At 71.8% G+C, this 17150-nt stretch carries 12 protein-coding genes and 1 pseudogene; 6 read left to right on the top strand and 7 right to left on the bottom strand.

The window, feature by feature from the left end; translation table 11 throughout:
- Positions 1 to 2 precede the first annotated feature (2 nt).
- Positions 3 to 788, bottom strand: a complete 786-nt coding sequence (locus tag ACQP0U_RS28905) for an ABC transporter ATP-binding protein (RefSeq protein WP_433313178.1) — start codon at positions 786 to 788, stop codon at positions 3 to 5.
- A gap of 270 nt (positions 789 to 1058) precedes the next feature.
- Here ACQP0U_RS28905 and ACQP0U_RS28900 point away from each other — a divergent pair, with 270 nt between their 5' ends.
- Positions 1059 to 2090: an ABC transporter substrate-binding protein gene (locus ACQP0U_RS28900; protein ID WP_433313175.1), complete on the top strand. Its 1032-nt coding sequence runs from the start codon at positions 1059 to 1061 to the stop codon at positions 2088 to 2090.
- A 103-nt stretch (positions 2091 to 2193) separates the two neighbouring features.
- On the top strand, positions 2194 to 3051 hold the full coding sequence (locus ACQP0U_RS28895; protein ID WP_433313173.1) for an ABC transporter permease: 858 nt from the start codon (positions 2194 to 2196) through the stop codon (positions 3049 to 3051).
- Between the two features lie 210 nt (positions 3052 to 3261).
- On the opposite strand, the gene ACQP0U_RS28890 is transcribed toward ACQP0U_RS28895, so the two are convergent.
- Positions 3262 to 4440: an ABC transporter substrate-binding protein gene (locus ACQP0U_RS28890; RefSeq protein WP_433313170.1), complete on the bottom strand. Its 1179-nt coding sequence runs from the start codon at positions 4438 to 4440 to the stop codon at positions 3262 to 3264.
- Positions 4441 to 4884: 444 nt separating this feature from the next.
- Here ACQP0U_RS28890 and ACQP0U_RS28885 point away from each other — a divergent pair, with 444 nt between their 5' ends.
- From ACQP0U_RS28885 to ACQP0U_RS28870, 4 genes and pseudogenes are all read left to right on the top strand, one after another.
- The gene (locus tag ACQP0U_RS28885; RefSeq protein ID WP_433313167.1) at positions 4885 to 8022 is read left to right on the top strand and encodes a sensor histidine kinase; all 3138 of its coding nucleotides are present in this window, start codon (positions 4885 to 4887) and stop codon (positions 8020 to 8022) included.
- Positions 8019 to 8426: a roadblock/LC7 domain-containing protein gene (locus ACQP0U_RS28880; protein ID WP_007465177.1), complete on the top strand. Its 408-nt coding sequence runs from the start codon at positions 8019 to 8021 to the stop codon at positions 8424 to 8426. Before ACQP0U_RS28885 ends, ACQP0U_RS28880 begins: the two co-directional genes overlap by 4 nt.
- Positions 8427 to 8515: 89 nt before the next feature.
- Positions 8516 to 8881 carry a DUF742 domain-containing protein gene (locus tag ACQP0U_RS28875; RefSeq protein ID WP_088950207.1) on the top strand — a complete coding sequence of 122 codons (366 nt, stop codon included), beginning with the start codon at positions 8516 to 8518 and terminating at the stop codon, positions 8879 to 8881.
- A pseudogene (locus ACQP0U_RS28870) lies at positions 8862 to 9486 on the top strand (GTP-binding protein). The gene ACQP0U_RS28875 and the pseudogene ACQP0U_RS28870 overlap by 20 nt, the downstream one beginning before the upstream one ends.
- A gap of 44 nt (positions 9487 to 9530) precedes the next feature.
- Here ACQP0U_RS28870 and ACQP0U_RS28865 read toward each other — a convergent pair.
- The 5 genes from ACQP0U_RS28865 to ACQP0U_RS28845 are packed head-to-tail and all read right to left on the bottom strand — an operon-like array spanning position 9531 to position 17065.
- Entirely contained in the window at positions 9531 to 10619 is a 1089-nt protein-coding gene (locus ACQP0U_RS28865) for a uroporphyrinogen-III synthase (RefSeq protein WP_433313164.1), read from the bottom strand.
- Positions 10619 to 10966 (bottom strand): nitrite reductase small subunit NirD, encoded by a 348-nt coding sequence (nirD, locus tag ACQP0U_RS28860; protein WP_387169419.1) that lies wholly within the window; start codon positions 10964 to 10966, stop codon positions 10619 to 10621. Before nirD ends, ACQP0U_RS28865 begins: the two co-directional genes overlap by 1 nt.
- On the bottom strand, positions 10963 to 13500 hold the full coding sequence (gene nirB / locus ACQP0U_RS28855; RefSeq protein ID WP_433313161.1) for a nitrite reductase large subunit NirB: 2538 nt from the start codon (positions 13498 to 13500) through the stop codon (positions 10963 to 10965). Before nirB ends, nirD begins: the two co-directional genes overlap by 4 nt.
- A complete protein-coding gene (locus ACQP0U_RS28850) occupies positions 13497 to 14936 on the bottom strand; it encodes an FAD-dependent oxidoreductase (RefSeq protein ID WP_433313158.1) in 1440 nt (479 codons plus the stop codon). The genes nirB and ACQP0U_RS28850 overlap by 4 nt, the downstream gene beginning before the upstream one ends.
- A complete protein-coding gene (locus tag ACQP0U_RS28845) occupies positions 14933 to 17065 on the bottom strand; it encodes a molybdopterin oxidoreductase family protein (protein WP_433313155.1) in 2133 nt (710 codons plus the stop codon). Before ACQP0U_RS28845 ends, ACQP0U_RS28850 begins: the two co-directional genes overlap by 4 nt.
- Between the last annotated feature and the right edge of the window lie 85 nt (positions 17066 to 17150).

The following is a 17150-nucleotide window of genomic DNA, read 5'->3' as shown; positions in this document are numbered from 1 at the left end:
GGTCAGTGTCCTTCCGCGCCGGCGGTGGCCGGCTGCTCGCGTTCCATCAGCAGTTCGTGCAGGTCGGCGCTGACCTGGGCGACGTCGGCCAGGTGCGCGTTGCGGCCCAGGGTGCGGGGCCGGGGAATGGCCACGTCGACGACCTTGCGGATCCGGCCGGGGCGGGGGCTCAGCACGACCACCCGGTCGGCGAGCAGCACCGCCTCGTCGATCGAGTGGGTGACGAAGACGATCGTCGGCTTGTTCTCCATGTGCACCCGCTGGAGTTCGCCGGAGAGTTCCTCGCGGGTGAGCGCGTCCAGCGCGGAGAACGGCTCGTCCATCAGCATCACCCGGGGCTCGCCGATCAGCGACCGGCACAGCGACACCCGCTGCTGCATGCCGCCGGAGAGCTCGTGCGGCAGCCGCTTCTCGAAGCCGGCCAACCCGGCCACGTCGAGCAGTTGCCGGGCCCGCTCCCGGTGCTTGGCGCGGCCCCAGCCGAAGACCTCCACGGGCAGCAGGACGTTGTCCAGCACGGTGCGCCAGGGCAGCAGCGCCGGCTTCTGGAACAGCATGGCGATGTCCTGGCGGGGGCGGGTGATCGGCGTACCGCCGACGGTGATCTCACCGGCGGTCAGCGGGAGCAGCCCGGCGATCAGCCGCAGCAGTGTGGACTTGCCGCAACCGGAGCGGCCGAGCACCGCCACGAACTCGCCCTCGGCGACGTCGAGGTCGATGCCGCGCAGCGCCTCCACCCGGCCGGATCGGCCCTCGAAGGTACGGGACACCCCGGACAGTCGGATCATCTCCGGCGCACCTCCGCTGAGTCGACGGTCAGGAATCCGACAAAGGCTAGCCGCCCTGTCGAGGTATGGCACCGCGTGGGGTGGTCGTCAGGTTGTTTCCGTTCCGCAACCCGATACGCCTGGCGTCGCAACTGTGGGTTTCTCGTACGCTGTGCCCGCGAAGAGTCCCCCCACGACGGCGGAGCCCGGCTTCGACCCCTCCCGCCGGCCCGTCATAACAACCCCCTCCGGTGGCCTGCCGGCCCCGGTCGGAAAGGACATGGTGCACAGATGAGAAGGCTGACCCGTACGGTCGCTACGGCCGCGCTGGCCACCGCCCTCGCCCTTGTCTCCGCCTGCAGCAGCGGGTCGGATTCGGCCGACGATGCCAAGGGTGGCGACGGCAAGACGCTGGAGAAGGTGACCTACCTCACCTCGTTCGGCAACTTCGGCCGTGACTCCTACGCCTGGGTGGCGAAGGACAAGGGCTTCTTCAAGGAAGCCGGCTTCGACGTCGAGATCAAGGCCGGTCAGGGCACCGGCGGTGTGATCCAGACCGTCGTCGGCGGCCAGGCCGACTTCGGCCCGATCGACCTCACCGGCGGCCTGCTCCAGCTCGGCAACGGCCAGGCGAAGGACTTCACCGCGGTGGCCGCGATCCAGCAGCGCACGATGGCGGGCATCGCCACCGTCGAGGGCAAGAACATCAGCTCGCCGAAGGACCTCGAGGGCAAGAAGCTCGCGGACACCCCCGGGTCCGTGGTCCGCAACCTCTTCCCGACGTACGCCCGGCTCGCCGGGGTGGACGCCAGCAAGGTGACCTGGGTCAACGGTGAGGCGCAGAACCTGATCGGCACGCTGGCCTCCGGGTCGGTGGACGGCATCGGTCAGTTCGTCGTCGGTCAGCCGACGATCGAGGCGGTGGCCAGGAAGAAGGCCGTCATGCTGCCGTACAGCAACGTGATGCAGGACCTCTACGGCAACGTGCTGATCACCTCCTCGAAGATCGCCAAGGAGAAGCCCGAGATGGTGAAGCGGTTCACCGCGGCGCTGCTCAAGGGCCTCGAGTACAGCCTGGCGAACTCCAAGGAGGCCGCCGACATCCTGAAGAAGAACGTCGACGCCACCAACCCGGTCTCCGCCGCCGCCGAGCTGGAGCTGATGGCCGCGTACGTCCGTTCCGGCAACACCGGCACCGCGATCGGCACCCTGGACAGCGGTCGGGTCGCCAAGAGCATCGCCATCCTGCAGGGCGCCGGCGCGCTGAAGCAGAACATCACCCCCGAGCAGATCATCGACTTCAGCCTCGCGCCGAAGGCCTGATCGTCCGGTCGTCATCAGGGGGTACGTCCCGCCGATTCCGGTGGGGCGTACCCCCGTCGCTCGTCGGCCCCCGGCGGGCCGTGGGATTTCGAGGAGGACAGAGATGACCGACGTCCGGTCAGCGGACCCGGCGGTGGCGGAACCCCCGCCCCCGAGTGCTGGCCCCGAGGCGGGGCGCACGGGTCGAGGTGCCGGCCTCCGGGCCGGGACCGAGGCGGCGCTACCCGCGGTCGGCATCCTGGTCGCGCTGGCGGCGTGGTGGCTGATCGCCCGACTGGAACTGGTCCACCCTGTCGCCCTGCCGCCGCCCGGCGACGTGTTCAGCGCGTTCGCCGAGAAGCCGGCCCAGATGCTGGAGCACACCTGGGACACCACGCTGGAGATCCTGACCGGCTTCGCCCTCTCGGTGGCCGCCGGTGTGCTGATCGGGCTCTCCCTGGCCAGCTCCCGGACGGTGGAGCGGATGTTCACGCCGCTGCTGGTCGCTGTGAACGCGGTGCCGAAGATCACGCTCGGCCCGCTGCTGGTGGTGGCGCTCGGCTGGGGCCAGAAGCCGATCCTGACCATGGTGTTCCTGCTCTGCTTCTTCCCGATCGTGCTGTCCACCGCGACCGGGCTGACCACCACGCCGGCCGATCTGGCCGAACTGGTGCGTTCCTGGAACGCCTCCCGCTGGCAGGCGTTCCGCAAGGTGCGCTTCCCGGCCGCGCTGCCGCAGATCTTCGTCGGGCTCAAGGTCGCCATGCCACTGGCCGCGATCGGCGCGGTGATCGGTGAGTTCCAGGCCGGCGAGAGCGGTCTCGGCTACGTCATCACGCAGTACGCCGGCATCGGCGACGCCGCCACCGCCTGGGCGGCGATCATGCTGGTGGCGCTGGTGAGCATCCTGCTCTACTCGGCGCTCCTGCTGATCGAGCGGTTCGCCCTGCCCTGGGTCCGAGAAACCACAAGCAGCCGCTGACCAAACAGAAGAATTCAATCCCGAACGCGAGCGGGCCGGCCCCCCCAATGAGGAGGCCGGCCCGTTCCGTCGAAGCCGCAGGCGAGAAAGGGTGTGGCCGACCGTGCCCGGCGGAGGGATCAAGCCTGACCGCCCGGAGCCGGGCACGGTCGGCCACACCCCCCACCCGGCACCCGACGAAGCGCCGGAAAGAACCAGAGGCCCGAGCGTCTACCCCGCCAACCGCCAGCGACCATTGCGGGCGACAAGCGTGGTGAGCGCCTGCGGCATCAGGCCGCTGTGGTTGTCCGGCGTCATGCGGATCGGGCCGGACAGGCCGTCCATCTGGGACGTCTCCAGCACGTCCCGGATGCCGTTGCGGTCCACCTTGCCGATCTCACCACCGGCGCGCAGTTCGGCGTCGGCGATCAGCTGGACGGCGTCCGCGGCGAACGACGAGGACCCGTTGTAGCCACCGAAGCGTGCCGTGTAGTCCTGGAACCACTGCCGCCGGGCCGCCTTGGCCGGCGTGGTCGCGATCACGTCGTCGATCACCATGGTCTGCGTGAAGATCAGCGTGGCCTTCTCGGTCGCCTTGGCCGCCGCGCCGAGGAAGAGGTCCCCGGCGGCTGCGGCGTCGAAGTAGATCGACCCGCGGAAGGTGGTCTGCTGGGCGCTGGTGGCGGCAAGTGTCGCCTGCTCCGGCGGGGTCCAGAAGACCATCGCGTCGGGCTTGCCCGAAGCGAGTTGCTGGACCTGCTGGTTGACGTCGGTGTCGGTGGTCTTGATCCGCTGCTGCCGGAGCGAGATCCTGGCCTTGTCCAGCTCGTTCTTGAGTGCGGTCGCGCCCTCCTGGCCGTAGTCGTCGTCGCTGACCAGCATCCCCACCTTGCGGATGTTGTTGCGGCGCAGCTCGGTGGTCAGCGCGGCGGCGCTGTCCGGGGCGTTGGGGCCCAGCTTGAACACGTAGCGCCGTTCGGCGGCCGGCGCGGCGATCGCGCCGGAAGCGGCTAGCGCAATGGTGGGAATCCGCTTCTCGTTGATGGTCCCGACTGCTCCGACCGCGCATTCGTTGCAGCCGCCCATGATGATGGCGCTGACCCGCGAATCGCTGCTGAAGTCGACGATGTTGCGAAGTGACTCGGCCGAGTCGGAACGGTTGTCCTTCACCTTCAGATCGATCTTCCGGCCGTTCAGTGCTCCGGAGGAGTTCAACTGCTCGACCTTGAGTTCGAGGGCTCGCTGGTAAGTCCGGCCAACCGTGGCGGCGGCGCCGGAGAGTTCGAGATCGGCAGCGATCACGATCGGACTCGTGTCCTGCTCCGCCTCGCCGAACTGACAGCCGGTGAGCGTGGTGGCCACTACGGCCGATGCGAGCGCCGCGATGGTCGCGGAGCGGATGGGGCTCAACTCAGTCCTCCAGGTGCGGGCGCGGGCGCTGCCCGGTCACCGCCGCTAATCCGTCCTCAGTGGAGGACGGGATCTCCTCTGCCGTACGGTGTGCGCGAAGCCTGCAAAACCTTGCCAATGGCCGGCGCTGTGGTCAAGCGCGGACCCCGGCAGCATTTTCGGGACGGCCATCCCACATGCTGGGGTAACGCAATGTTTGCAAAAGCTCACTTTGCATACACGCGTGACCACTCTGGAGTTACATGCCCTGATCAGGGGCTTGCGGAAATGAAGGTATCAGTTGCCCGGAACACGGGATGCGCTCCGTCCGACCGTTTCCTACCTCACTGCGGCTTCCCAAACAGGATCATCTCTGATGAAATCGCGGCCGTGCCGCGCGTGGTCCCCTCCGCTTACGGCATGGCTCGGCGGCTCAGGCGGGGAAGAAACGACGGAGGCGATGTCGTGAGCACCGGACCGACGACCCTGCCCGCGCTCGGCGACAGCGGTCGGCGCGCGCGCCGACGGATGCCGAGACTGCGTGACGCCCGGATCCGGTCCAAGTTGGCATTGATTCTGGTCGTCCCGGTGGCGGCGGTGATCGCGCTGGCCACGGTCCGCCTGATCTCCGTCGGCGAGGGTGCCTTCGACGCGACCCGGGCCCGGTCACTGACCGCGCTCTCCGTCGACGTCAGCGCCCTCACCCAGGACCTCCAGGCGGAACGGATGGCCGCGGCCGCCTACCTGGCCGCTCCGCAGCAGCCGGCCGACGCGTACAACCTGAGGGTCCGCCAGACGCAGCAGCAGGTGGACGAGTACCGCGCCGAGCGGGGCCGGATCGGCGAGGTGCCGACCGCCCTGCGGGACCGGCTGGCGGCCATCGACGACCACCTGGCCACCCTGGACGGCACCCGGCAGGAAGTGCTGGACCGCCGGCAGATGGCCGTCGCCGAGGCGGTCCTCCGCTACGGCGTCATCCTCACCGACCTGGTCTCGTACGGGGACGGTCTGGCCCAGTTGCCCGGCGACGAGAGCCTGGCGGACAGCCGTCGCGCGGTCTCCGCCTTCGCCCGCGCCAAGGCTTCCGTCGCCGAGGAGGAGGCCGTCGCCTTCACCGCGTTGTCGGCCGGCCAGCTCGACTCGGAGCAGTTCTCGTCCTTCGTGGCAACGTTGACCGGTCAGCAGGAGGCCCTGGTCGCCTTCTCGCTGGCCGCCGATCCGGTGCAGCGCGCCCTGGTCGACAGCACCGTCTCCGGCGACGCGGTCGGCCTGGCGGACCGGGTGGCCACCGACATCACCCGCTCGGTCGGGCAGCGCCCGCTGGTCACCGCGCAGGACGCCACCGCGGCCATCGGCGCCGTGAACGACCTGATGCGCTGGGCCGAGATCCAACTGCAGGACCGACTGCTCCAGCAGGCCGACGAGGCGCGCGCGAACGTCATCCGGCAGGCCGTGGTCGAGTCGATCCTGGTGCTGCTGACCCTGATCATCGCCGTGTCGCTGGCCGTGGTGCTGGCCCGCTCGCTCAACCACTCGCTGCGCCGGCTGCGTGAGGGCGCCCTCTCGGTGGCCAACCACGACCTGCCCGACGCGGTGCAGCGGCTGCAGAACATGGGCAGCGTGGGTGACGGCGGGGTGGACGAGATCGTCCGACAGGTCCGCGACCCCATCCAGCTCAACACCCGCGACGAGGTCGGTCAGGTGGCGCTGGCCTTCAACGTCGTACACCGGGAGGCGGTGCGGGTCGCCGCCGAGCAGGCGGCACTGCGTACCAGCGTCTCGGCGATGTTCCTCAACCTGGCCCGCCGTAGTCAGACCCTGGTCGACCGGATGATCGGCGAGCTGGACGCGATCGAGCGCGGCGAGGAGGACCCGAAGCGGCTCGCGCAGCTCTTCGAACTGGACCACCTGGCCACTCGAATGCGCCGCAACGACGAGAACCTGCTGGTCCTGGCCGGCGCCGACTCCGCCGTACCGCGTCGTGACGACGCGTTGGTGGTGGATGTCCTGCGCGCCGCCCAGTCCGAGGTGGAGCTGTACAACCGCATCGAGTTCGGGACCGTGGACACCGACATCTCGGTGGCCGCGCACGCTGTCAACGACGTGGTACGTCTCGTCGCCGAACTCCTCGACAACGCCACCAGGTTCTCGCCGCCGAACACCACCGTCGTCGCCGACGGTCGGCGGATCCGCGACTACGTCCTGATCCAGATCGAGGACCGTGGGCTCGGCCTCACCGACGAGCAGCTCGACTCGCTCAACCGGCGGCTGGCCGCCCCGCCGAGCGTCGACGTCGCCGCGTTCCGGCTGATGGGTCTGGCCGTGGTGAGTCGGCTCGCCTCCCGCTACGGCATCCGCGTGGAGCTGCGCCGCAACGTCGAGGGCGGCACCGTCGCCCAGGTGACGCTGCCCGCCGCCACCGTGGTGCTGCCCAGCAACCGAGGCCGCGAGCAGGTGCTCACCCGGCCGCGTCAGCCGATGGCGGTCGAGCAGAACCCGCTCACCCCGGTCGGTCACACCGAGCAGTTCGCCGGTGCCGCCACCACGACGGCCGCGACGCTGCCCGACCAGTGGCGGACCAGTACGCCGGCACCCGCCCAGTGGCAGTCGCCGCTGGACTCGCGGGACACCACCCCGGCCGTACAGGCTGGTGGCTACACCGGTCCGCGCTCGGCCATGCCACCCGCACCCGCCGCGCCGGCACCCGCCGCCCCGCTCCCGCCGGCACGGCCGGCCTACAGCAACGGCGCGGGCGCCTCGCTGGGCAGCCCGACCGTGGCCTACCCGACCGTCGACCCGCTGCCTCGGCGCGGCTCCGGCGCGGACGCCGCGGACGCCGCCGATGGGCGCGGTGTCCAGGGCCTCCCGGTCGGGCCGGTCGCCGGTCCGGGCGCGGTGGCACCGCCGGCCGCGCCGTCGGTGCCCGCCGCGCCGGTCAGCACCCGACCCGACTTCCCCGCCGAGGCGCCGATCTTCCGGGAGATGGAGGCGGTCTGGTTCCGGTCGCACGGCGACGACGCCACCGCGATCTTCACCCGGCCCAACTTCGACGAGCCACCAGCGCCCGCCACCACCGCTGCGGCCGACGCCGGCCTGCGCACCGGCAACGGCGGCCAGCCGAGCGCCGCGCCCGTGCCGGCCGCGCCGCTGGCCCGACCGAAACTGCCGACCCGCACCCCGGGCAGTTCCGGCACCGACGGCACGACCACACCGGGCGCCGGAGGCCTCGGCACCACCATGGACGGGTTCGGCGCGCGGCCGTCGGCGCCACCGACGTACACCCCGCCCCCGGCCGAGCGGACGGCTCCGGCCGCGCCCGCCCCCGACCCGGGGGCATGGCGTACGGCGGCGGACGAAGGCTGGTCCCGGGCCAGCCGGGCTGCCGAGCCGGCTCCCGCCGGGACCACCCGCTCCGGACTGCCCAAGCGGGTGCCGCAGCAACAGCTCGTGCCGGGTGGCATCGAACCGAAGAGCGGCCGGGACCGCAGCCGGCGGACCCCGGATGAAGTACGTGGTCTGCTGTCGGCCTACCACCGTGGTGTGCAGCGCGGTCGCACGGCCGGAACGGATCTGAACAGCACCTCGACCAAGGAGAGCCGATGAACAGGCCAGCTGCCATGCAGGACATGGGTTGGCTGCTCACCAACTTCGCCGACAGCGTGGCGGGCATCGCCCACGTGGTGGCGGTGTCCGCCGACGGGCTGCTGCTCGCGTCCTCCCGGGATCTGCCGGGGGACCGGGCCGACCAGCTCGCCGCGATCACCTCCGGGGTGGTGAGCCTGACCGAGGGCGCGGCCCGGATGTTCAGCGCGGGCGGGGTGTTGCAGACAGTCATCGAGATGGACAGCGGGTACCTCTTCCTGATGTCGATCAGCGACGGGTCTTCGATGGCCGTGCTGGCCGCGCGCAGCTGCGACGTGGGCCAGGTGGGTTACGAGATGGCGCTGCTGGTCGAGCGGGTGGGTGCCGCGCTGGTGCCGCTGCCGCGCGACGCGGTGCGTTCTTAGCACCGGAAGACGGCGCTCGTTCCGAGCGCCGGACCAGGGACGAGAGGCGGCACAGTCCGGCTCGGAAGGGGACGAGGAGGTGATCGGGGATGGACCAACGACGCGTTGACCCGCGTGGCGCGCTGGTACGTCCGTACGCGGTCACCCGTGGTCGTACCGAGCCCCGGCAGGACATCGCCCTCGAGGCCGTCCTCACCGCCTCTCTCACCCAGGTCGCCGAGTCCCGCTTCGCCGGGCACGACAAGCACCGCATCGCCACGGTCTGTGAGGGCCGAGCACAGTCGCTGGCGGAGATCGCCGCGTACACCCGGATGCCGCTGGGCGTCGCCCGGGTGTTGGTCGCCGACATGGTGGCCGAGAGCCTGCTGACGTTACACACTGCTGCTCCCGCCGAGGGGTTCGAGGAGCGGATGGAACTGCTTGGAAGGGTGCTAAGTGGACTTCGCAGGCTATGACCCCGCAGGGGGGGCGGCCGGGCCGGGGAATCGTCTCCGCGAAGATCGTCGTCGCGGGCGGCTTCGGCGTTGGCAAGACGACACTGGTCGGGGCGATCTCCGAGATCACACCGCTGACCACCGAGGCGTTGATGACCGCGGCGGGTGTCGGCATCGACGACCCGTCCAAGGTGCCGGGCAAGGAGACCACCACGGTCGCCATGGACTTCGGCCGTATCACCATGGCCCAGGACCTGATCCTGTACCTCTTCGGTACGCCCGGTCAGACCCGGTTCTGGTTCATGTGGGACGAGATCATCCGGGGGGCGGTGGGTGCCGCCGTACTGGTGGACACCCGCCGGATCACCGACGCGTTCGCCCCACTGGACTACTTCGAGAACCGCAACCTGCCGTACGTGGTGGCGCTGAACAAGTTCGACGGCGCTCCGCAGTACGAGGCCGAGGAGGTCCGCGAGGCCCTGGCCATCTCGCCGCAGGTGCCGCTGGTGATGACCGACGCCCGGCAGCGGGACTCGGTCAAGCAGGTGCTGGTGACCGTGGTCGAGCACGCCATGCTCCGGCTCCAGTCGGAGCACGGGCGGGGCTTCCCGACGCCGGTCGGCTGAACCGTCGCGTCACGGCCGGCACGCGACGGCCGGCCGTGACGTACTCAGTCGACCCGGAGCCGGTAGCCGCGCTTCACCACGGTCTGCACCACCCGGGGCGCGCGCAGGCCGGCCCGTAGGCGGGCGACGGCCATCTCCACGGCGTGCTCGTCCGCGCCCCGGGGCAGCGTCCGCAGCAGCGCCGTACGGGACAGCACCCGGCCCGGGGCCTGGGCCAGCGCCCGCAGCACCGCCATCGGTGCGGGCGCGAGTGGCCGCAGCTCGCCGTCGATCACCGCGGCGTGCCCGCGCAACGTGAGCAGGTGCCCACCGGCCTTGAACGTCACGGTCCGGCGGGGCAGTTCGTCGACGATGGTCCGCACCAGAGCGCCCAACCTGGCCCGGTTGGGCGCGCTCACCGGCACCCCGTGCCGCAGCAACGGTTCGGCGGTCACCGCGCCGACGCAGCTCGCCAGCACATCACCGCGAAACGCGGACAGCACCGCGTCGGTGCGGTCACCGGCGGCACGCAGCAACGCCTCGGCCGCCGGCGCCGAGGTGAACGTCACCGCGTCCACCAGCCGGCCGGCGATCAGGTCGATCAACCGGTGCAGCGGGGCCGGATCGGTCGGCGGTGCCCAACGGTAGACCGGCACCTCGATGACAATGGCGCCCGCCGCCTCCAACGCGAGCGTGCACTCGGGCTGCCGCTCGCCGTGCAACTGCATGGCGATCACCTGCCCGGCCACGCCCCGCCGACGCAGATGGTCGACCACCTCGTCGCAGCTCTCCGAGGCGGGCGACCACTGGTCGTGCAGCCCGGCCGCCCGGATCGCGCCGCGTGCCTTCGGGCCGCGCGCCACCACGTACGAGCTGCCCAGCACGGAGCGCAGCGGCTCGGCCAGCCCCCAGCCCTCGGCCGCCTCCAGCCAGCCGCGCATGCCGATGCCGGTGTTGGCCATCAGGATGTCCGGCGGCTGGTCGAGGCAGGCGCGGGTCGCCTCGCGCAGCTCGGTGTCGTCGGACAGCGGCACGATCCGCAACGCCGGGGCGAGCACCACCCGGGCGCCCCGTCGTTCGAGCAGCGCGGCCAACTCGTCGCGCCGCCGGTCGGCGGTCACACCGATGGTGAAGCCCGCCAGTTCTTCGCGCATCAACCCTCCTGTCGCAGCCGTACCTCGACCAGCCCGTTGCGGCAACGCGCGTCGTGTCGGGCCACGGCCACCCCGGGCAGGTCGAGGCAGTGCCCGCTGCGCAGGTCGTACACCTGCTTGTGCAGCGGTGAGGCGACCGTCGGCACTCCGCCACGGCTGCCGACGATGCCCCGGGACAGCACGTACGCCCCGGAGACCGGATCGCGGTTGTCGATCGCGAACAGCCCGTCGGCGGTTCGGAAGAGGGCGATCTGCACCCCGTCGACCAGGGCGGCGACGCCCCGGTCCGGTTCCAACCGGTCGAGGAGGCAGACGGTGGTCCAGGTCAGTGTGAGGGTCTGGGTCATCGCCGTACCTCCGGTAGGCCGAGGGTGACCGGTTGCCGACGGTGACCGTTGGTCGGCTCGGAGCCGGTCGGGGGATGGTCGCGTACGGGTACCGGCTGGCCGCGTTCCCTGGTGAAGGTGATCGACGGATCCGGTACGTCGGGGGCGTTGACGAAAGAGGTGTAGCGGCGCAACCGCTCCGGGTCGTCCAGGACGTCGCGCCACTCGTCGGAGTACGACGACACGTGTCGGGCCATCGCCGCGTCGAGGTCCTCGCAGAGCCCCAGCGAGTCGTCCACGATGACCGAGCGCAGGTGGTCCAGGCCGCCGTCCATCGCCTCGACCCAGCCGGCGGTGCGTTGCAGCCGGTCGGCGGTGCGGATGTAGTAGATGAGGAATCTGTCGATCAGTGTGATCAGCGCGTCGGTGGACAGGTCGGTGGCGAACAGGTCGGCGTGTCGGGGCCGAAAGCCGCCGTTGCCACCCACGTAGAGATTCCAGCCGGTCTCGGTGGCGATGATGCCGAAGTCCTTGCTGCGCGCCTCCGCGCACTCCCGGGCGCAACCGGAGACCGCCGACTTGAGCTTGTGTGGCGCGCGCAGCCCGCGATAGCGCAGCTCCAGGGCGACGGCCAGCCCCACCGAGTCCTGTACGCCGTACCGGCACCAGGTCTCGCCCACGCACGACTTCACCGTGCGCAGGGCCTTGCCGTACGCGTGACCGGACTCGAAGCCGGCGTCCACCAGCCGCCGCCAGATCTGCGGCAGCTGCTCCACCCGCGCCCCGAACAGGTCGATCCGCTGCCCACCGGTGATCTTCGTGTAGAGCTGGAAGTCCCGGGCCACCTCGCCGATCACGATCAGCTTCTCCGGGGTGATCTCGCCGCCCGGGATCCGGGGCACCACCGAGTAGCTGCCGTCGCGTTGCAGGTTGGCCAGGAAGTGGTCGTTGGTGTCCTGCAACGACGCCTGCTCGCCGTCGAGCACGTGCCCGTTGCCCAGCGAGGCGAGGATCGACGCCACCACCGGCTTGCAGATGTCGCAACCGCGCCCCCGACCGTGTTCGGCGACCAACCGGGAGAAGGTGCGGATGCCGCGTACGCGGACGATCTCGAACAGCTCCCGCCTGCTGACGTCGAAGTGCTCACAGAGCGCGCTGGACTGCGCCACTCCGGCCGCGTCGAGGAGCTGCTTCAGCATCGGCACGCAGGAGCCGCAGCTGGTGCCGGCCCGGGTGCACGCCTTCAGCGCCGGCACGTCCGCGCAACCGTCGGCGATGGCGGCGTCCACGTCGCCCCGGGTCACCGCGTTGCAGGAGCAGACCTGCGCGGTGGCCGGCAGCGCCCCGGCGTCCGCGCCACCGCCGTCGGGAGCGAGCAGCGCCAGCGGCGCGGCCGGCAGCGGACCGCCCACACTGGCGCGCAGCGTCGGGTACGCGCTGGCGTCGCCGACCAGCACCCCGCCGAGCAGGGTGCGCGCGTCGTCGGAGAGGACCAGCTTCGCGTAGACCCGGGTGGCCGGGTCGGTGAACGTGACGTCCAGGCACCCCTCGGTCGCGCCGTGGGCGTCGCCGAAAGAGGCCACATCGACGCCGAGCAGCTTGAGTTTGGTGGCGGTGTCCGCGCCCGGGAAGGTCGCCGCGCCGCCGACCAGGCGATCGGCCACCACCTCGGCAGTCGCGTACCCCGGCGCGACCAGGCCGTGGCAGGTGCCGTCGACCGCCGCGCACTCTCCGACGGCCCAGATCCGCTCGTCGGCGGTGCGGCAGGTCGCGTCGACAAGCACCCCGCCGCGTGGGCCCAGCGGCAGACCGGCGTCCCGGGCCACCTGGTCCCGGGGCCGGATGCCGGCGGCCACCACCACCAGGTCGGCGTCGATGGCGGTGCCGTCGGAGAGTTCCAGGGCCGCGACACCACCGTCCGGGCCGGGACGGATCGCGGTGGTCGCCACCCCGAGGTGGGTCCGTACGCCCAGGTCGTCGACGTACCGGCGGAGCATCGCGCCGCCGGCCTGGTCCACCTGCACCGGCATCAACCGGGGCGCGAACTCGACAACGTCGGTGCTCAGGCCGAGCAGTCGCAGGGCGTTCGCGGCCTCCAGACCGAGCAGCCCGCCGCCGATCACCGCGCCGGCCCGCCGGCCCTTCGCGTACGAACGGATCGCCGCAAGGTCGTCCAGGGTCCGGTAGACGAAGACCCCGGGCAGATCCGTGCCGGCCACCGGCGGCACGAACGCGTACGACCCGGTGGCCAGCACCAGCGCGTCGTAGCGGTATTCGCCGACGGCGGTGGTCACCACCGCTCGGTCCCGGTCGATGGCGGTGACCGGCTCGCCGAGTCGCAGCCGCACCCCGTCGTGCGCTGTGTGCAGGTTGAGTTCGCTCTCGCTCACCCCGTCGAAGTACGCCGAGAGCCGCACCCGGTCGTACGCCGGGCGCCCCTCCTCAGCCAGCACTGTCACCCGCCAGCTGCCCTGTGGGTCACGGGCGCGCAGCGCGTCCACGAAACGCTGCCCGACCATGCCGTTGCCGATGACGACCAGTTCGCCGCCGCTCATCGCGTCACCTCCACCGATTCCGCCTGGCGCAGCCAGTCGACGATGCCGCTCACCGCGTCCCGACATCCGCCGCATCCGGTGCCGGCCCGGGTCGCGGCCACCACCGCATCGACAGTCCGGGCGCCGGAGCGCCAGCTTCTGACCAGTGCGCCCTTGCTCACCGTGTTGCACTGGCAGACAGTGGCCGCGTCCGGCATCAGCGCCGGTGAGGCGGCCGGGCTCGCGCCGACCGCGCCGAGTGCCCGGCCGAGCAGCAGCGCCCGCCTGTCACTCGGCACCGGCTGACCACGGTCGAAGAGTTGGATCACCGTGCCGACCGCCGGGTTGTCGCCGAGCAGGATCGCGCCGATCAGCCGCTCGTCCCGGATCCGCAACCGGGCGTACGTGCCCCGGGTCGGGTCGGCGAAGGTCAACTCCTCGCCCGGCCCGCCAACGGCCGCGTCACCCATCGAGGCGAGGTCGATCCCGGCGGCCTTCAGTCGGGTCACCACCGGCCGGGGCCGGTACCGGGCCAGTGGTTCCGTACCGGTCAGCACGTCCGCGAGCACCTGGGCCTGGGCCCAGGCGGGCGCGACCAGCCCGGTGAGCACGCCGTCGTGCTCGGCGCAGTCGCCGATCGCCGAGATGGACCGGTCGCTGGTGCGCAATCGGTCGTCCACCACCACGCCCCGCCGCACCGTCAGGCCGGCGGCCTGCGCGAGAGCGGTGTCCGGGCGTACGCCGCAGGAGAGCACCAGAAGGTCAGCGTGGATCGACCGGCCGTCGGCCAGGTCGAGGCGGACACCGCTGGCGTCCGCGGCCACGCCGGTCGCCGACACTCCCAGTTGGACGGTGACCCCGAAACCGGCGAGCGTGCCCGCGAGTACCGCACCGGCAGCCGGGTCCAGTTGCCGTTCCATCAGGTGCTCTCTCGGGTGCACCACGGTGGTGGCCAGACCTCGGGCGGCCAGACCTCGGGCGGCCTCCAGACCCAGCAGTCCACCGCCGAGCACCATCGCGGTGCGGGCACCTTCGGCGGCGGCGAGGATCCGCCGGCAGTCGTCAAGGGTCCGGAAGGGGACCACCCGCTCCGGCAGGTTCGCCGGGTCGAGGCCGGGGAGCGGCGGCACCACCGCACGGGCGCCGGTGGCCAGCACCAGGTGGTCGTATCCGATTCGTTCGCCGTCGTCGGTGCGGACCTCCCGGGCGGACCTGTCGACGGCGGTCACCGATACGCCGCTGCGCAGGTCGACGCCGTGCCCGGCGGCCTCGGTCAGTTCCACGTCCGGCTCGTCGATCCGGCCGGCCAGCAGGGTGGAGAGCAGGATCCGGTTGTACGCGCGGTGCGGCTCGGCCCCGAGCACTGTGACCTTCCGGTCGCCCTCCCGGGCGTGCAGCTCACCGGCGAGACGCGCACCTGCCATCCCGTTGCCGACGATCACCACCCGGGCGGTCATGCCTTCTCCACCCGGACCGCGCAGATCTTGAATTCGGGCATCCCGGAGATCGGGTCCACCGCGTCATTGGTCACCGAGTTGGCGCGTCCCGCCCCCGCGTAGTGGAACGGGGCGAACACGGTGTCCGGTCGGATCCCGGTGCTGAATCGGGCCGGAGCGCGGAACTCTCCTCGACGCGAGGTGACCCGCACCGGGTCGCCGTCGTCGATGCCCAGCCGGGCGGCCAGGTCGGGATGCAGTTCGACGAACGCCTCCGGGGCGGCCCGCCGCAGCGCGGCCACCCGTCGGGTCTGCGTGCCCGACTGGTACTGCGCCAGCACCCGACCGGTGGTGAAGTGCAGCGGGTACGTGGCGCAGACCTCCTCGGCGGCCGGCCGGTGGTCGACGGGGTGGAAGCGGGCCCGACCGTCCGGGGTGGCGAACCGGTCGGCGAAGAGTCGCGGCGTGTCCGGCCCGTCCTCGGTCGGGCACGGCCAGTAGACGCCGTCGTCGGCGTCGATCCGGTCCCAACTGATGCCGGCGTAGTCGGCGGCCCCACCGGCGGAGGCGCGACGCAGTTCGGCGAAGACCGCCGCCGGGTCGGCCGGGAACCGGGCCGCCGCGACGGTGGCCGCGGTGTCGTCGGAAGGCAGCCGCGACGCCAGGTCGGAGATGATGGCGAGGTCGGTCCGGACGCCCGGCGGGGGTGGTCGTAGCGCGTGCCGACGCAGCACCCGACCCTCCAGGTTGGTCATGGTGCCGTCCTCCTCGGCCCACTGTGCGGTGGGCAGCACCACGTCCGCCAGCGCGGCCGTCTCGGAGAGCAGGAGGTCGGCGACGACCAGCAGGTCGAGGTCGCGCAACCGGCCCTCGATCCGGGCCGCCCGAGGTGCCGAGACCACCGGGTTCGACCCGAACACCAGCAACGCGCGCGGGCCACCCGGAGTGCCGAGCGAGTCGAGCAGTTGGTAGGCGGGCACTCCCGGGCCGGGAAGCTCGTCGGCCGGCACGCCCCAGACCCCGGCCACGTGCTCCCGGGCCGCCGGGTCGTCGATCTTCCGGTACCCGGGTAGCTGGTCAGCCTTCTGCCCGTGCTCCCGACCGCCCTGGCCGTTGCCCTGGCCGGTGAGGCAGCCGTACCCCGAACCGTCGCGGCCGGGCAGGCCCAGGGCAAGGGCCAGATTGACGTACGCGGTCACCGTGTCGACCCCCTTTGCGTGCTGCTCGGCGCCGCGTGCGGTCAGGATGATCACGCGGCCGCCGGTGCCCAGCGCGCGGGCGGTCGCCTCCAGGTCGGCCACCGGCACCCCGGAGAGCTGTTCCGCGCGGGCCGGCCACCAGGCGGCGACGCCCCGGCGGACGGCGTCGAACCCGGTGGTGCGGTCGGCCACGTACTCCCGGTCGACCCAACCCTCGGTGAGTGCGATGTGCAGCAGCGCGTTGGCCACCGCGAGGTCGGTGCCGGGCAGCGGTTGCAGGTGCAGGTCGGCCTGGCGGGCGGTGGCGGTGACCCGGGGGTCGACGACGATCAGTCGGCCGCCGTTGCGGCGCTGCTCGGTGAGCCAGCGCACCAGCGGCGGCATGGTCTCCGCCGGGTTCGCCCCGACCAGCAGCAGGGTGTCGGCCCGGCCCAGGTCGGCGAGCGGGAACGGCAGCCCACGGTCGATGCCGAAGGCGCGCATTCCGGCGGCTGCCGCCGAGGACATGCAGAACCGTCCGTTGTAGTCGATGTTTCGGGTACGCAGCCCGATCCGGGCGAACTTCCCCAACGCGTACGCCTTCTCGTTGGTCAGGCCGCCACCGCCGAACACGGCGACGGCGTCCCGGCCGGCGTCGTTCTGGACGGCGCGGAGGCCGGCGACCACCCGGTCGAGCGCGGTGTCCCAGCTCGCCGGCTGCAGCGCGCCGGTGGCCGGGTCGCGCACCAGCGGCGTGGTCAGCCGCTCCGGGTGGTCGAGCAGCTCGGCCGCGGTCCAACCCTTCTGGCAGAGCCCGCCCCGGTTGGTGGGGAACTGGCGCGGGTGGACGGTCACTCCGGCGTCGTCGTCGCGCAGCGTCATCCCGCACTGCAGTGCGCAGTACGGGCAGTGCGTCGCCACTTCCCGGGGCGTCCGCCCCGGTGGAGTTGCCGACCGTGCACCGTCTGTCATGTCGGGAAAGCGTGCCGCCGGGCGGTTTCCGGTCCGGGTCCCTTCTGTTTCGGTCCTGTCAAGTGGGGCTCACACCGCACCGGGG

It is taken from the genome of Micromonospora sp. CA-269861, from assembly GCF_050948505.1.
Classification (GTDB): domain Bacteria; phylum Actinomycetota; class Actinomycetes; order Mycobacteriales; family Micromonosporaceae; genus Micromonospora.
Note: the sequence above shows the minus strand (reverse complement) of the source record. Positions and strands in the feature narration are given on the sequence as shown.

What these genes read in the sequence shown, in the direction of transcription:
- ACQP0U_RS28905 (WP_433313178.1), bottom strand. Translation starts at nt 788, where the DNA reads ATGATCCGACTGTCCGGGGTGTCCCGTACCTTCGAGGGCCGATCCGGC.
- ACQP0U_RS28900 (WP_433313175.1), top strand. Translation starts at nt 1,059, where the DNA reads ATGAGAAGGCTGACCCGTACGGTCGCTACGGCCGCGCTGGCCACCGCC.
- ACQP0U_RS28895 (WP_433313173.1), top strand. Translation starts at nt 2,194, where the DNA reads ATGACCGACGTCCGGTCAGCGGACCCGGCGGTGGCGGAACCCCCGCCC.
- ACQP0U_RS28880 (WP_007465177.1), top strand. Translation starts at nt 8,019, where the DNA reads ATGAACAGGCCAGCTGCCATGCAGGACATGGGTTGGCTGCTCACCAAC.
- ACQP0U_RS28875 (WP_088950207.1), top strand. Translation starts at nt 8,516, where the DNA reads ATGGACCAACGACGCGTTGACCCGCGTGGCGCGCTGGTACGTCCGTAC.
- ACQP0U_RS28865 (WP_433313164.1), bottom strand. Translation starts at nt 10,619, where the DNA reads ATGCGCGAAGAACTGGCGGGCTTCACCATCGGTGTGACCGCCGACCGG.
- nirD (WP_387169419.1), bottom strand. Translation starts at nt 10,966, where the DNA reads ATGACCCAGACCCTCACACTGACCTGGACCACCGTCTGCCTCCTCGAC.
- nirB (WP_433313161.1), bottom strand. Translation starts at nt 13,500, where the DNA reads ATGAGCGGCGGCGAACTGGTCGTCATCGGCAACGGCATGGTCGGGCAG.
- ACQP0U_RS28850 (WP_433313158.1), bottom strand. Translation starts at nt 14,936, where the DNA reads ATGACCGCCCGGGTGGTGATCGTCGGCAACGGGATGGCAGGTGCGCGT.
- ACQP0U_RS28845 (WP_433313155.1), bottom strand. Translation starts at nt 17,065, where the DNA reads ATGACAGACGGTGCACGGTCGGCAACTCCACCGGGGCGGACGCCCCGG.